Source organism: Flavobacterium sp. (assembly GCF_044376915.1).
Classification (GTDB): Bacteria; Bacteroidota; Bacteroidia; order Flavobacteriales; family Flavobacteriaceae; genus Flavobacterium.
On sequence record NZ_JBILKB010000010.1, the window covers coordinates 1 to 15,809 of the forward strand.

A 15,809-nucleotide genomic window follows, 5' to 3' on the forward strand; every position below is an offset into this window, starting at 1 on the left:
CCTCCTTTTTCTTCCGAAATTCCGGTTACATAAGGCGTTACTTCACGAACAGTATCCATGTCTTTGGTTTCCATACCCACATCTTCTGCCGTAATATATTTTCCAGATAATGAATGAACATATTCGCCAAATTTTCGCATCAATTCTGGCGTTTTTAGTGTTTTAGCATCGCCAATAATAACGGCCTTACCACCACCTAAGTTTAAACCTGAAATCGAAGATTTAAAAGACATTCCACGCGACAAACGCAACACATCATTAAGCGCTTCCCATTCGTTGGCATAACTCCACATGCGTGTTCCACCCAAAGCGGGTCCTAAAACTGTATTATGTATTCCAATAATTGCTTTTAATCCTGTATCTTTGTCGTTACAAAATACAACTTGTTCGTGACCATCAAAAGATACTTGACCAAAAACAGGGTCAACTTTATGAAGCTCATTTGCTTTAATTACATCTGCTGTCATGCTTGTGTTTTAAATTGAATAGTATTCAAAATTTGATTACAATATTACGAATAATTTTAAATTGAATTAAAATTTTATCTGTTTTTTAATAATTTAGCAATGAAATGTTATAAAACTGAATAATACCTCATTATCAATACAATAACAAATTATTGCAATTGGTACGAAAATAATACCACAACATAGCATACAATGAAAGAATTACAATATTTAAACAAATATTTTATCAAATATAAATATCGCTTCCTGTTAGGGTTGTTGATTACTATTGTGGCCCAAATTTTTTCTTTGTTTACTCCAGAGTTAATTGGTAATTCCATCAAGGTCATTGAAGACTATGTAAAATCGACACATAAAGACGTGGGTACCTTACAGCATGAATTACTCAAAAACATTCTTTACATTTTAGCGACTACCATCATTGCTGGTTTTTTTACGTTCTTAATGCGTCAAACCCTCATTGTAATGTCGCGCTATGTAGAATTTGATCTTAAAAATGAGATATTCAACCACTATCAAAATTTATCGCAACACTTCTACAAAAGAAACCGCACTGGTGATTTAATGAATCGAATCAGCGAAGATGTTGGCAAGGTACGAATGTATGTGGGTCCCGCTGTGATGTATTCGTTAAATACCATCATGCGTTTTACCATTGTAGTCATTTATATGTACAATATTTCACCTAAATTGACGCTATATTCGTTACTACCCTTACCACTACTCTCCTACAGTATTTTTAAAATCAGTTCGGAAATTCACAAACGAAGCGGCGCTTTTCAGAAAAATCTATCCAATCTATTTACCTTCACGCAAGAAATTTTTTCTGGTATTCGGGTCATTAAAGCCTACGCTATTGAAGGTAAAAAACAAAACGATTTTTTAGACCTTACGCAAGAAAGCAATCGCAAAGCTATGGACCTTGCAAAAGTAAATTCGCTATTTGGTCCGTTGATGATTTTACTCATTGGATTGAGCAACCTCGTTGTGGTCTATGTGGGTGGTACCATGTATATTGACAACGACCCTGAAATTAAAAGTATCGGCGTCATTGCGCAATTTATTTTATACATTAACATGCTTACATGGCCTGTGGCGTCTTTGGGTTGGGTATCTTCATTAGTACAAGAAGCGGAAGCCTCTCAAAAACGAATCAATGAATTTTTAAAAGAAGCACCCGAAATTACCAACCCCACACAAGAACCTACAGTAATCAAAGGAGACCTCGTTTTTGACAACGTAAGTTTTGAATACGAAGACACACACATCAAGGCCTTGTCGGACATTTCCTTTACGCTTGAAAAAGGAAAAACACTAGCAATTTTGGGAAAAACAGGTTCTGGTAAATCGACAATATTATCGTTAATCAGCAGGCTTTATGATGTCAACGATGGACAAATCACTATTGATGGCCAACCCATAAAATCGGTAAACTTGTATGATTTACGCAATCAAATAAGTGTGGTGCCGCAAGATGCGTTCTTGTTTTCAGATAGCATCAAAAACAACATCAAATTTGGTAACGAACTAGCTACAAATGAAGAAGTAATTACTGCTGCTAAAAAAGCGGTGGTGCATGATAACATTATGCTTTTTAACGACGCATATGAGACCGTTTTAGGCGAGCGCGGTATTACGCTTTCGGGAGGCCAAAAACAGCGGGTATCTATTGCGCGTGCCCTCATCAAAAACGCCCCGATATTGCTTTTAGACGACTGTTTAAGTGCGGTGGATACAGAAACCGAAGAAACCATACTTAATAATCTTTTGGAGTATTGTAAAGACAAAACTACACTTATCGTAAGCCACCGTGTTTCGTCTGCAAAAAATGCCGATGAAATCCTAATTTTAGAGGACGGTAAAATCATAGAAAAAGGTACTCATAATCAATTGATCGCCTTGAATGGATATTATAAAGAATTGTATGTGAAACAACTTTCGGAAAAAGAAATTAACTAAACTATTGTTTTATCCGATTTTTTTTTAGATTTTTGATTCGCTATAACTAATTAACTTGAAAGCTAGGATTATGAGAGAAAATGAAATGATAGAAAAAGAAGATATTTTTTCTAAAGTATTGCGAGCAGGAAGAAGAACTTATTTCTTTGATGTAAGAGCAACCAAAGCAGACGATTACTACGTTACCATTACAGAAAGTAAAAAATTTACAGAAGAAGACGGTTCTTTTCATTTCAAAAAACACAAAATATACCTTTACAAAGAAGATTTTGCAGCGTTTAGAGAAATTTTAGACGAAATGGTAGATTTTGTATTGGACCAAAAAGGTGAAGAAGTTATTTCAGAAAGACATCAAAAAGATTTCAAAAGAGAGAACTTCACGGATACTTCAGACGAAGTAAAATCCGCTGAAAGTTTTACCAATATTGATTTTGACGATATTTAATTTAAAATCCCGCTTCAGCGGGATTTTTTTTTATCTAGTAGCCGTTACTTATACTAACAAGGTACTATTTAATATGTGTGGTTAGCACCTTTACTAAATCTGGCGCCGACAATACACCCGATTGCCGCCACAACATTTTACCCTCTTGAAATAGCATTAATTTTGGCACTCCTCGCACCATAAAATGAGAGGCGAGATCTTGATGTTGGTCTACGTTTACCTTAATTATTTTTACAGCCTCTTTCATAGTTGCTTTTACCTCTTGCAATATGGGTGACATCATTTTGCAAGGTCCGCACCAATCGGCATAAAAATCAACTAACACCAAATCCTTAGACTGAATTATTTCGTTAAATTTTATATTCATTATCGTTGAATTTATACCACAAAAATACAACTCAAAATCGCGATGGTCTGTAATATTTGTTACAGATGATAAATGTCATTTTTTTGTTCACGAAAGGACGCTAATTTCGTTGGCTGAATAATTGTAGTTCTATGTCACTATCATTGATCCAAAAATACAACATACCGGGTCCTCGCTATACGAGTTACCCTACTGTACCCTACTGGCATGATGCTTTATTTCATGAGGATGCATGGAAAGCCAGCATTACTCGATCATTCAATGAATCCAATGCAAGCGAAGGCATCAGTCTGTATATTCACCTCCCTTTTTGTGAAAGTTTGTGTACGTTTTGTGGTTGCAACAAACGCATTACAAAACGACATGAAGTAGAACATCCTTATATTCAAGCCGTATTAAAAGAATGGAACGGCTATTGTGATTTATTTGCGAGTAGCCCCATCATCAAAGAAATCCATTTAGGTGGTGGTACGCCAACCTTTTTCTCACCCGAAAATTTAGAAATACTAATCCATGGCATTTTTGAACGAGCAACACGTGCCGCAGCTTATGAGTTTAGTTTTGAAGGCCACCCCAACAATACGAGCAAACAACATTTACAAACTTTGTATGATTTGGGCTTTAGACGGGTTAGCTTTGGGGTTCAAGATTATGCAAAAAATGTACAAGAAGCGATACACCGCATCCAACCATTTCATAACGTTGCAAAAGTTACTTATTGGGCCAAAGAAATTGGATATACTTCAATTGGTCATGATTTAATTTTTGGTTTACCCTTTCAAACCTTAGATAATGTTTTAGACACCATCAACAAAACCAATTCTTTACAACCCGATCGTTTGGCATTTTACAGTTATGCACATATACCTTGGATCAAAGGAAATGGACAGCGAGGCTTTAATGATAATGATTTACCTAGAGATCATGAAAAACGACAACTCTATGAAGAGGGTAAAAAATTATTAGCTAATAATGGTTATCACGAAATTGGAATGGATCATTTTGCCTTAGCAAATGACAGTTTATTTACTTCGGCCCAGCAAGGAAAATTACATCGAAATTTTATGGGGTATACAGCTTCAAAAACCCAACTAATGATAGGACTAGGCGTTTCTTCCATTAGCGACAGTTGGTATGCCTTTGCGCAAAATGAAAAATCAATAGAAGATTATTATGCACGCTTGGCTATAAATCCGCTTCCCGTTTATCGCGGACACCTACTCAGCGCTGAGGACATCATCATAAGAAAACACATTTTAAATTTGATGTGCCATTTCAAAACCTCCTGGGAAGATCCAAGTTTGCAATTTTCAGAATTACCAATCGTACTTGAGCATTTATACGAATTGGAACAAGACGGCTTACTGTTACTTGCAGCGAATTCCATTAGTATAACTGAAAAAGGGAAACCTTTTGTGCGTAACATTTGCATGGCTTTCGATTTACATTTGATTCGGAAAATTCCCGAAACCAGGCTGTTCTCACTGACCGTTTAATCATTCATAACGTATATAAGCTGGTTTACCCAATTGAAAGTCGGATATCGTTAAATCGGTATTTTCAAACGAATTGGTTTTTAATAAATTAGTTCCTTCAAAAGGTATCGACGGAAAATAAGAAAACGAAATTTGAAAACTGTTGAACACCAAATAATCATTATTTATTTGGATACCAATACTAAATTTTGAATACACCTTACTATCAAAAAGTGCATTTTTATTTGCCAAAGAACCCATAGAAACATTGATATAAGGACTAAATCTGAACCCATTCCAAAGACCAGGCATATAGGTTTGAGTTTGTAACGAAACCAACCATTTTTGCGAACCTGTTAAGCGATTATTAAAACCTTGAATACCATAATAATTGTTTAAGGTAAGTTGGTCTTTAAATGAAGCATCGCGATTGTTTCCCCAGATATAAGTAGGTTTTATAAATTGCCGCAATTTCCATTTACCAAGATACCATAACGGACTAATATAATTACTTCCAATTTTAAAAGCAGTTTGTTCTGTTTTACCCTGGTAGTAGAAACTTCCCCATTCTATAAAACTACTCAGATATCCGAAGCTATATTTTTTTCCTTGGGAAAGTGCTATTCCCGAATACCATCGCGAACGATCGCCTTTATTTTGATACCCCATTACTAGAGCAGCATTCTCTCCATATGGTATATCTTCGGTAATATCATAATTGAAAATGAATTTATCTTGGTAAAACCTTTGCCGCGAAATTCCAAGATAACCAATACTGTTCTTTTCGGCGGTAAAAAAATGCGTCACATCATACAGCGATGAGGGTTGTAGGGAAAATGCTCTTCGATTGTAAGAGAATGCGAGAATTAAATTGGTTACTTTTTGAGCAAAAGTTCGCTCTCCATTGATTTTGAATGCTCTACCATACCAATACTCTACAAACTCATATTTGGTAGGTATACCCAATAATGTATCGGCAACTGGAAAAAATTCGGTGAGTCGTCTGTTTTCAAACTCCAAACCTCCCGCATTTTTTGCGACAACAGAATAGAAAGGTCTCGTTAGGACAATGCTTCGTTTACTATCGTTATTGTATTCATTGGCATAGGTAAGATCCAAACGAACAAAACTATTTTTAATGTTATTTACACTATATTGGGCATAACGTGCTTGTTCTTTAGTGCCAATTCTATTGGCTACTTCGCCTGAAATTTGATGTCCAAAACCTAAAATATTTCGCTCCGTTAATTTTACACTATTTTGACTTCCCGACCAACTCCCGTTTGGAATCATCGTCCATGAATCCAATACTCTAATTTTTACATCCACCGAATCGGAAGATGTTTCTATAAAAACCGGAACTACGATTACTTCCCTAACATAACGCTGACTTCTAATCAAACGTTCGGTTTCTTTCAACAACAACGAATCGCAACGATCGTGCTTTTTGAATAATAATAAATTACGAATTGTAAATTCTTTGGTCTTAATATGAATGGCATTTCCAAAACGATCCACTTCATTTTTAGGAACTTTAGATTCATTTTTAATTGAATAACCAAACGGATCCAGGGTTTCAATACTAATATTCCGAATGATCTTTCCAGAAGCTTTATGTGCAATAATTCCTTTGTTGTGAATACTTTTTTGGGAAACAGGTACATCAGCCACCAATGCTGAAGGACGAAAAAGTAATTTATATACAAGTTTATTGAACTTACTTTTCTGCGACAAATCATGAATTTCTTTGTAAATTTTAGCACTATCTTTCTCTTGCTCTTTTACCTGCGCGAAAGCACTTAAGGCAAAAAAACAATAACAAAACGTAAAAAATCGATAGTTAGAATAGTTCATTCTCATTTCGGTTAGACCGGCTTGCGCACCTAAAAAATATAAAGTGTAAAGTAAGTAAAAATGAGACAAACTATGTTACATCTCGTAAAAAATCATTACAAAAAGTTTATGTACCTTTGCACATAATATAAACGGTTTTAAAATCGCCGCTTAGCATTCAATCTGCATACAAGCGATTCTTTACCACCGAATAACACCTTATGGAGACCATGAAAACTTTTCTAGAATTTGATTTACCAAAATCGCTTCAAAAAGCATTAGACGAATTGGGATTTGTACATCCTACCCCAATTCAAGAAAAATCACATTCGGTAATTCTATCCGGAAGAGACATGATGGGTATTGCACAAACGGGAACGGGTAAAACCTTTGCCTATTTATTGCCCCTATTAAAACATTGGAAATTTCAAAATAACGAATCGCCACGTGTTGTCATATTGGTTCCTACTCGAGAATTAGTGGTACAGGTCGCTGAAGAAGTCGAAAAATTGACCAAATACATGAGCGTAAGAACGCTTGGTATTTATGGAGGTGTTAACATCAACACCCAAAGAAAAGCATTAGCAGAAGGAGTCGATATTTTGGTAGGTACCCCAGGACGAGTAATGGATTTAGGACTCGACGGTGTTCTCCGATTTGATGTTTTGCAAAAGTTAGTCATCGACGAGTTTGACGAAATCTTAAACTTAGGATTTAGAGCGCAATTAACATCCATATTATCGATGATGCGCGGTAAAAAACAAAACATCTTATTCTCGGCCACCATGACCGAAGAAGTAGATGCGATGTTGGACGAATATTTCGAGTTTCCAGAAGAAGTTTCGTTAGCACAAAGTGGCACACCCTTAGAACAAATCGAGCAAATTGTATATCAAGTACCTAATTTTCTTACCAAATTAAATCTGTTGAAACATTTGGTTCGCGAAACTGAAGGTATGGATCGGGTATTGATATTTGTCAACAACAAACGTATTGTAGAATTGGTTTATGAAACATTAGAGAGTGAATTTCCAGATCAATTTGGGGTAATCCATTCCAATAAATCACAAAACTACCGATTAAATACCATGGCTGCTTTTCAAGCCGGCGAATTGAGAGGATTAGTAACCACCGATATTATGGCGCGTGGATTAGATATTTCAGATATCACCCACGTAATCAATTTACAATTTACGGAAGAGCCTGAAAAATATATGCACCGCATTGGTCGTACCGGTCGTGCTGATAAAACCGGTATCGCCATTAGTTTGGTTTCACCAAGTGAAATTGAAGCTAAAATTGAGGTCGAATTATTGATGGATACTGAAATAAAAGAGTTGCCTATTCCCGAAGATTTGAAAATAGAAGAACGCTATTTGGATTTCGAAAAGGAAAAGAAAAAAATGAAGTTTTTATTGAAAACGCCCAAAAAAGAAGGTGGCGAAGCTTTTCATCAAAAGAAAGATAAAAACAAAAAAGTCAATCTAGGTGGTCCTGGAAAACGTACCCCACGAAAAACGGAATCCAGAAATAGAAACATCGAACGTAAAAGAGACGAGAAGAGAAAGAAGCGATAATTATTAATTTTCAATTGAAATTTGTACTTTTGACAAATTCTTACTACTAAATGCAATTTAAACATCCAGAAATTCTTTACTTACTTTTTCTGTTGGTTATACCAATTTTGGTGCATTTATTTCAATTACGTCGTTTCAAAAAAGAATATTTTACCAACGTAAAACTTCTCAAAGAGCTTCAAACACAAACCCGAAAAAGTTCTAAAATTAAAAAATGGTTGTTATTAGCCACGCGCTTGTTGCTGCTAAATTGTTTAATCCTAGCCTTTACACAACCTTATTTTGAAAATGATAAAGTAACAAAGAAAAGCAATGAATTGATTATCCTTTTAGATAATTCGTTTTCCATGCAAGCCAAAGGACCAAAAGGTGAATTGCTTAAAAGAAGTATTCAAGAATTATTAGAAGAACTTCCTGAAAACCAAACGTTCTCGCTACTAACCAATACCGAAATATTTTGGGATACCGATATCAAATCCATTCAAAAAGAATTGCAAAATTTATCGTATTCTGCTCTACCTTTTCAGTTGGATTATTTACTCAACCAAGTCGAAATAAAGAAGAAGCAGGTGCCTAAAGATTTTATTATCATCACCGATGCCCTGCAAGTAGAAAGCAAAAAAGCGGCTACTTTAGCCCAAAACCATTCGGTGTATTTTATACAACCACAAGCTGAATATTTTTCTAATGTTAGCATACAAAACGTAGAGATATCGCAGGTAATGGAACAGTTTTACGAGTTAAAAATTACGTTGCAATCGTTTGGATTGAAACAAAAAGAAGTACCATTATCGGTTATTAGTTCCAATAAATCCATTGCCAACACGCTGGTGCAATTAGACAAACCCAAAACAGTAATTAAAATTACGATTCCAAAAAAAGAGTTCCAAGGCACCGTTCATATTGAAGATCAAAGTTTAACCTATGACAACAATTACTATTTTAGTATTTCAACACCCAAAAAAGCATCGGTTTTAGCCATTGGTACTTCGGCACAAAACAATTTCTTGGGTCGCATATTTACAGCGGATGAATTCAACTTTAACAGTACCGAATTAAAGACTTTAGATTACAATCAAATCGAAAACCAAGAGTCCATATTTTTAAACGAATTGGAGGATTTACCCCTTGCTTTAGGGACTACTCTAAAATCCTTTTATGAAAAAGGGGGCAACGTAGTCTTGATTCCGAACCTACAAAACACGGTTAACAACTTGAATACTTTTACCAGTAATTTTGGAGCCCCAAAATATACTTCGCTTACAACTACTGAAAAACAAATAACTACCATAAATTATAGTCACCCCTTATATCAAGCCGTATTTGAAAATAAAGTGACTAATTTTCAATATCCAAAAGTAAAATCGAGTTTTGGACTTACCGGAACTACTGGGGTATTGCAATTTGAAGACCAAGCCGTATTTGTTGGTTCAAACACAAATCAATTGGGGAATTTTTATGCGTTTTCTGCTCCCATTAATAAGCAAAATAGCAATTTTCAAAATGCTCCGCTCATTGTGCCCACGATATTCAACATGGGACAAAATCAAAATAAAATAGGAAGTATTGCCTATACAATTGGAGAGAACCAAAACCTTATTCTTGAAACCATTCTGTCTAAAGATGAAGCAGTAGTGATCCAAAACAAAGATTATAGTTTTATTCCTTTGCAACAGTTATTGAACGCAAAATGCAAACTCACATTTGGTGATTATCCTGAGATAGCAGGGAATTACGAAATAATAAAAAACAAAGAAAACTTAAAAAGTATCAGTTTCAATTATGCCCGAACCGAAAGCGATATTACTGCAATTAATTCCGGAAAATTTGATACTTTTACCAAAGTAAACAACCTATCAACCGTTTTAAATGATCTCGCTTCAGCGCAAAGTAGTAGCAAAATTTGGAAATGGTTTTTGATCGGCACATTACTACTATTATGCATAGAACTACTAATCCAAAAAATGATAAAATGACGTCAGTGATTCTAAAACAAACTAAAATTATCGATCCTTCGAGTCCGTTCCACCAACAAATAATGGACGTAAAGATTGAAAACGGCACGATAACGCAAATTGATAAACAGATCGCTAATTCAGCTGGTTTTGAAGTTATTACCATTAAAAATTTACATATTTCACAAGGATGGATGGACAGTTCGGTTTGTTTTGGCGAACCCGGATATGAAGACCGTGAAACTATTGAAAACGGATTACAAGTTGCCGCAAAAAGTGGGTTTACAGCCGTGATGCTTCAACCCAATTCGAATCCGGTAGTGGACAACCAATCCCAAATCCGATTTGTAATCGACAAAGCAAAAGGTCACGCCACTTGGCTTTATCCCATTGGAGCCTTAACAAAAGGCTGTGAAGGTAATGAATTGGCAGAATTATACGATATGCAAAACGCCGGTGCAATAGCCTTTGGTGATTATAAAAAAGCAATTCAAAATGCCAATCTTCAAAAAATCGCTTTACAATATGTACAAGATTTTGAGGGATCCTTACTGGCTTTTTGTCAAGATAGTAGCATAAAAGGAATCGGAATTGCCAACGAAGGAGAAATGAGCACTCGTTTGGGAATGAAAGGTATACCTGCTTTAGCTGAAGAATTACATGTGGCGCGCAACTTATTTTTAGCTTCCTATACCGGTGGAAAAATACACATTCCCACCATTTCCACGCAAGGAAGTATTCAATTGATTAAAGAAGCAAAAGCAAAAGGAATAGCCGTAACTTGTAGTGTAGCGGTTACTAACTTACTCTTAACGGATGAAAAACTTAACAGCTTTGATTCCAGATTCAAAGTGTTGCCTCCCTTACGAGAAGAAGCCACCCGCGCAGCTCTAGTAGCCGCAGTTTTGGACGGAACGATTGATTGCATAACATCGGATCACAACCCATTAGATATTGAACACAAAAAACTGGAGTTTGATTTAGCCCACGACGGAAGCATCGGATTAGAAAGCGCTTTTGGTGCCTTAAACACCATTTTACCACTTGAAGTAATTATTCAAAAATTAACAGCTAGTAAATTGATTTTCAATACTAAAACTAGCACAATAAATACTAATTCCGGAGCCGATTTATCGCTGTTCGTTACCGATACAGATTGGGTTTTTGAAAAAGAATTCATCGCTTCAAAATCGAAAAATTCTGCCTTTTTAGGTCAAAAAATGAAAGGAAAAGCGGTTGGAATTTACAACAACGGACAATTGATTTTAAACGCATAACATGAACACGTCTAGTAAAGGAAAGCAAACGGCAATAGTGAGTTATCTAACGCTTGTAGGAACTGTAATTGCAATTTTTATGAACCAAGAAGAAAACCGCAGCGCATTCGCAAGTTTCCATATCCGTCAAGCTTTAGGGATTTTCTCCACTTTTTTCTTATTGGGGTATCCTATTGGCTATTTTGACAATTGGATGGTTTCAGCATCGTTCTGGGTCTTCATTTTTATATTGTGGCTCTATGGTTTTATGAATTGTTTGAATGGCGAACAAAAATCAGTACCCATACTAGGTGCTTTCTATCAGAATTTATTCAAAAGTTTTTAAAATGCAATTACACTATTTAATTCGCGAGCCAAAAGAAATTTTGGACAAAAACCCACTATTAGTGTTGCTGCACGGATATGGTAGTAATGAAGAAGATTTATTTTCTTTTGCCAACGAATTACCACAAAATCATTATGTAATTTCGGTGCGCGCCCCTTATGACTTACAACCTTATGGCCATGCTTGGTATGCCATACATTTTGATGCCGATGAAAATAAATTTTCCGACAACGAACAAGCAAAGGAATCAGTACAATTGATGGCGAATTTTATTGATGAAATGGTACAAAAATATCCAATTGATGCGCAAAAAATTAGCTTAATCGGATTCAGCCAAGGTGCTATTTTGAGTTATGCTACCGCACTATCCTTTCCCAATAAGATCAATAACGTGGTAGCGTTAAGTGGTTATTTCAATTCTGACATACTTGTCCACGAACCCAATGCTACTGCTATTTCACATTTAAAATTTTTTATATCACACGGTACAGTAGATCAAGTAATTCCTGTGGATTGGGCACGAAAGGCCAAACCAGCTTTGGAGCATTTAGGACTTGACGTATCCTATCATGAATATCCAGTGGGCCACGGAGTAGCCCCACAAAATTTCTTTGATTTTAAGAATTGGTTGTTACAAAATGAACATCCTACACATAAATAAAATATATTTGCAAATAAATACTAAAAGAACTATGGCGACAATAACATTAGGAGGAAATCCAATTCACACCAATGGTGAATTACCACAAATAGGTTCAAAAGCAATTGATTTTAATTTGGTGAAAACCGATTTAGGCACTACTACTTTAGCCGATTTTGCGGGATCAAGAATCGTATTGAATATTTTTCCAAGCATCGATACAGGTACTTGTGCTACTTCTGTTCGAAAATTTAACGAAAAAGCAAACAGCTTGAACAATACTAAAGTACTTTGTATTTCAAGGGATTTGCCTTTTGCTCAAAAACGCTTTTGTGGCGCTGAAGGATTAGAACATGTAATCAATTTATCAGACTTTAAAGACGGTAGCTTTGGAAAAAACTTTGGATTAGAAATTACCGATGGTCCTTTGGCAGGCTTACATTCTCGTGTAATCATTGTTATTGACGAAAACGGTAACATTTTACATACTGAACAAGTTAGCGAGATTGCTAATGAACCGAATTATGAAGCAGCCATAAGTGTATTGTAGATTATGAAATTTCAAAAAGACGAAACCTTATTTACTGGTCGCTTAAAAAGCATGGTATTTGCCCTTAAAGGTGCCTTTAAACTTATTACAACCGAACACAGTGTAATGGTACAATCATCGCTAGCGGTATTGATGACGCTAGCGGGTTTTTATTTTGGAATCACCCGAGTAGAATGGATGATGCAAATACTAGTCTTTGGTTTGGTACTCAGTATAGAAGGGCTCAATACTGCCGTTGAAAAAGTTGCCGATTTCATTCATCCAGAATACCACGAACGCATCGGATTTATTAAAGATATCGCAGCGGGTGCGGTATTTTTTGCAGCCTTAACAGCTATTGCAATTGGATGTATTATTTATTTTCCATATTTGTTTTAATTTAGCTACTTTTGTAAAAATTGTTCCGTTTCAATGGCCAAACAAAATTCAAAAGGAGTTGCAAATAATGCAACTGATGCAGGTACTAAGAAGTCTTCACTACAAATGAGTCGCCGACAAAAATTCATTGTCGGAATACTGTTTATATTGGTTTCCATAGCCTTGTTACTTTCGTTTATTTCCTATTTTATTACAGGAAATGCCGATCAAAGTGCTGTAAGTCATTTAGCCAATCGCAGTCTGATTACTGAAAATTGGTTGGGTAAAATTGGTGCCTATATGGCCGATTTTTTCCTGTACCAAGGATTTGGAGTAACCTCATTTTTATTTGTTCGCATCCTGTTCTTACTGGGTGCCTACATGATTTTAAACATGAGCCTTGCCAAATTAAGAAAAAACTTCTTTTGGGATGCCTTTATCATCATCGTAGGTTCGATTCTCTTTGGATTTTTGTGGGATGTAGTTCCACAATTAGGAGGTGTAATAGGTTATGAAATGAACTTATTCATTCAAGATTATATCGGTAAAACCGGCACATTATTAGTTTTAGTATTCGGCGTATTGATTTTCTTGGTATTTAAAGTCAATGTGTCACCCGAAACCTTTACCTCGTTTTTCGAAAAGTCTACTAAATCATTCAATGAAGATTTAGTAGCCGAAGCTAGTCCAACGCCAGTAGCCGACACGACTGCAAAAGAGGACGATGACAAAAACGAAGATGAGCTACCCATAACACCAATTTCCAAAAAAGAAGACGATTTTTTTTTAACTGAAGATGAAGCAGAAATGGGAAACTTTGAATTGAAAACGTATCCCAAATCCTTTGAAATCGACAAAGAAGCCTTAAAGCCTACAATTTCTAGTGCCTCTGAGTTGCATTTGGAACCAAAACTCAAAGAAGAAACCCAAGAAGCTACCCATTTTTCTATTGAAGACCACAGCATACCAAACGAACCATTTGTAAATGAAGATGCTTTCGTAATCGAAAAAGTGGAAGAAGAAGTTTTGGTAGAAGAAAATTTAGCGGCACGTTTGGTACAAGATTTTGGCGAGTTTGATCCTACATTAGAATTATCACATTACCAGTTTCCTCCCATCGACTTATTAAAAGAATATTCTTCTGGAGGGATTACGATCAACCAAGCTGAATTAGAAGAAAACAAAAATAAAATTGTAGATACGTTGAAAAACTACAGCATTGGTATATCTCAAATCAAAGCTACTGTAGGCCCAACGGTTACTTTATATGAGATTGTTCCCGATGCAGGAATTCGTATTTCAAAAATTAAAAATCTAGAAGACGATATTGCCCTTTCGCTTTCGGCACTAGGCATTCGTATCATTGCACCTATTCCAGGAAAAGGAACCATTGGAATTGAAGTTCCCAACAACAATCCGACGATGGTTTCTATGAAAAGTGTCATCTCGTCTCCAAAATTTCAAACCGCCGAAATGGAATTACCTATTGCTTTAGGTAAAACCATTTCCAATGAAACATTTGTAGTAGATTTGGCTAAAATGCCGCACTTGTTGATGGCTGGAGCTACAGGGCAAGGTAAATCGGTAGGATTAAATGCTGTATTGACTTCCTTACTCTATAAAAAACACCCTGCCGAAGTCAAATTTGTGTTGGTAGATCCTAAGAAAGTAGAATTAACCCTTTTCAATAAAATTGAACGTCATTATTTGGCCAAGCTACCCGATGGTGGCGATGCCATTATTACCGACAATACTAAGGTAATCAATACCTTAAATTCGCTTTGTATTGAAATGGACAACAGGTATTCTTTATTAAAAGATGCCATGGTTCGAAACATTAAAGAATACAATGAAAAATTTAAGTTACGTAAATTGAACCCCGAGAACGGACACCGTTATTTACCGTATATCGTATTGGTTGTGGACGAGTTTGCCGACTTAATCATGACCGCTGGTAAAGAAGTAGAAACACCTATTGCGCGTTTAGCTCAATTGGCTCGTGCTATTGGAATCCATTTAATCATCGCTACCCAACGACCCTCTGTGAATGTTATTACAGGTATGATTAAAGCCAACTTCCCGGCGCGAATTGCTTTTAGAGTAACTTCAAAAATCGATTCCCGTACCATTTTAGATTCAGGTGGAGCCGATCAGTTGATTGGACGTGGTGACTTATTGTATACACAAGGAAATGAAATTGTTCGGGTGCAATGTGCGTTTATAGACACCCCAGAAGTAGATAAGATTTGTGACTTCATTGGATCCCAAAAAGCCTATCCGGAAGCCTATTTATTACCCGAATACGTTGGAGAAGAAAATGGCATAAAACTTGATATAGACATCTCCGAACGCGATTCACTGTTTAGGGAAGCTGCCGAAGTTATTGTTACGGCACAACAAGGAAGTGCTTCATTAATTCAAAGAAAACTTAAATTGGGGTACAACCGCGCTGGTCGATTGATTGATCAATTAGAAGCCGCGGGCATTGTAGGACCATTTGAAGGAAGTAAAGCGCGTTCTGTATTGATTTCAGATCTTGTGGCTTTAGAACACTTTTTAAATAATGAACAAAACTAATTATC

General features: G+C 36.0%; 14 protein-coding genes. 11 read left to right on the forward strand and 3 right to left on the reverse strand.

What is annotated here, in order from left to right; translation table 11 throughout:
* On the reverse strand, positions 1 to 467 hold a 467-nt coding region (locus ACIQ6Z_RS01985; protein ID WP_396209259.1), incomplete at its 3' end, for a Glu/Leu/Phe/Val dehydrogenase dimerization domain-containing protein.
* A 192-nt stretch (positions 468 to 659) separates the two neighbouring features.
* Here ACIQ6Z_RS01985 and ACIQ6Z_RS01990 point away from each other — a divergent pair.
* Both ACIQ6Z_RS01990 and ACIQ6Z_RS01995 read left to right on the forward strand, forming a co-directional pair.
* On the forward strand, positions 660 to 2,426 hold the full coding sequence (locus tag ACIQ6Z_RS01990; protein WP_396209260.1) for an ABC transporter ATP-binding protein: 1,767 nt from the start codon (positions 660 to 662) through the stop codon (positions 2,424 to 2,426).
* A gap of 70 nt (positions 2,427 to 2,496) precedes the next feature.
* A complete protein-coding gene (locus tag ACIQ6Z_RS01995; protein WP_396209261.1) occupies positions 2,497 to 2,871 on the forward strand; it encodes a PUR family DNA/RNA-binding protein in 375 nt (124 codons plus the stop codon).
* A 64-nt stretch (positions 2,872 to 2,935) separates the two neighbouring features.
* On the opposite strand, the gene trxA is transcribed toward ACIQ6Z_RS01995, so the two are convergent.
* A complete protein-coding gene (trxA, locus tag ACIQ6Z_RS02000; RefSeq protein WP_396209262.1) occupies positions 2,936 to 3,268 on the reverse strand; it encodes a thioredoxin in 333 nt (110 codons plus the stop codon).
* A gap of 101 nt (positions 3,269 to 3,369) precedes the next feature.
* Between trxA and hemN the strand changes: the two genes are divergently transcribed.
* Positions 3,370 to 4,734 (forward strand): oxygen-independent coproporphyrinogen III oxidase, encoded by a 1,365-nt coding sequence (gene hemN / locus ACIQ6Z_RS02005; RefSeq protein WP_396209263.1) that lies wholly within the window; start codon positions 3,370 to 3,372, stop codon positions 4,732 to 4,734.
* On the opposite strand, the gene ACIQ6Z_RS02010 is transcribed toward hemN, so the two are convergent.
* Positions 4,735 to 6,567, reverse strand: coding sequence for a hypothetical protein (locus tag ACIQ6Z_RS02010; protein ID WP_396209264.1), 1,833 nt, complete (start codon positions 6,565 to 6,567; stop codon positions 4,735 to 4,737). It abuts the gene before it with no gap.
* 209 nt (positions 6,568 to 6,776) lie between these two features.
* On the opposite strand from ACIQ6Z_RS02010, the gene ACIQ6Z_RS02015 reads away from it, so the two are divergent.
* The 8 genes from ACIQ6Z_RS02015 to ACIQ6Z_RS02050 are packed head-to-tail and all read left to right on the forward strand — an operon-like array spanning position 6,777 to position 15,804.
* Positions 6,777 to 8,123 carry a DEAD/DEAH box helicase gene (locus ACIQ6Z_RS02015; protein WP_396209291.1) on the forward strand — a complete coding sequence of 449 codons (1,347 nt, stop codon included), beginning with the start codon at positions 6,777 to 6,779 and terminating at the stop codon, positions 8,121 to 8,123.
* A 50-nt stretch (positions 8,124 to 8,173) separates the two neighbouring features.
* Positions 8,174 to 10,099: a BatA and WFA domain-containing protein gene (locus ACIQ6Z_RS02020; RefSeq protein WP_396209265.1), complete on the forward strand. Its 1,926-nt coding sequence runs from the start codon at positions 8,174 to 8,176 to the stop codon at positions 10,097 to 10,099.
* Positions 10,063 to 11,355: a dihydroorotase family protein gene (locus ACIQ6Z_RS02025; RefSeq protein ID WP_396209266.1), complete on the forward strand. Its 1,293-nt coding sequence runs from the start codon at positions 10,063 to 10,065 to the stop codon at positions 11,353 to 11,355. Before ACIQ6Z_RS02020 ends, ACIQ6Z_RS02025 begins: the two co-directional genes overlap by 37 nt.
* Before the next feature lies 1 nt (position 11,356).
* The gene (locus ACIQ6Z_RS02030; RefSeq protein WP_396209268.1) at positions 11,357 to 11,680 is read left to right on the forward strand and encodes a hypothetical protein; all 324 of its coding nucleotides are present in this window, start codon (positions 11,357 to 11,359) and stop codon (positions 11,678 to 11,680) included.
* A gap of 1 nt (position 11,681) precedes the next feature.
* Complete coding sequence (locus ACIQ6Z_RS02035) at positions 11,682 to 12,341, forward strand: alpha/beta hydrolase (protein WP_396209269.1); 660 nt, start codon at positions 11,682 to 11,684, stop codon at positions 12,339 to 12,341.
* A gap of 31 nt (positions 12,342 to 12,372) precedes the next feature.
* A complete protein-coding gene (tpx, locus tag ACIQ6Z_RS02040; RefSeq protein ID WP_396209270.1) occupies positions 12,373 to 12,870 on the forward strand; it encodes a thiol peroxidase in 498 nt (165 codons plus the stop codon).
* Between the two features lie 3 nt (positions 12,871 to 12,873).
* Positions 12,874 to 13,248: a diacylglycerol kinase gene (locus ACIQ6Z_RS02045; protein WP_396209271.1), complete on the forward strand. Its 375-nt coding sequence runs from the start codon at positions 12,874 to 12,876 to the stop codon at positions 13,246 to 13,248.
* A 33-nt stretch (positions 13,249 to 13,281) separates the two neighbouring features.
* On the forward strand, positions 13,282 to 15,804 hold the full coding sequence (locus ACIQ6Z_RS02050; protein ID WP_396209272.1) for a DNA translocase FtsK: 2,523 nt from the start codon (positions 13,282 to 13,284) through the stop codon (positions 15,802 to 15,804).
* Positions 15,805 to 15,809: the final 5 nt, after the last annotated feature.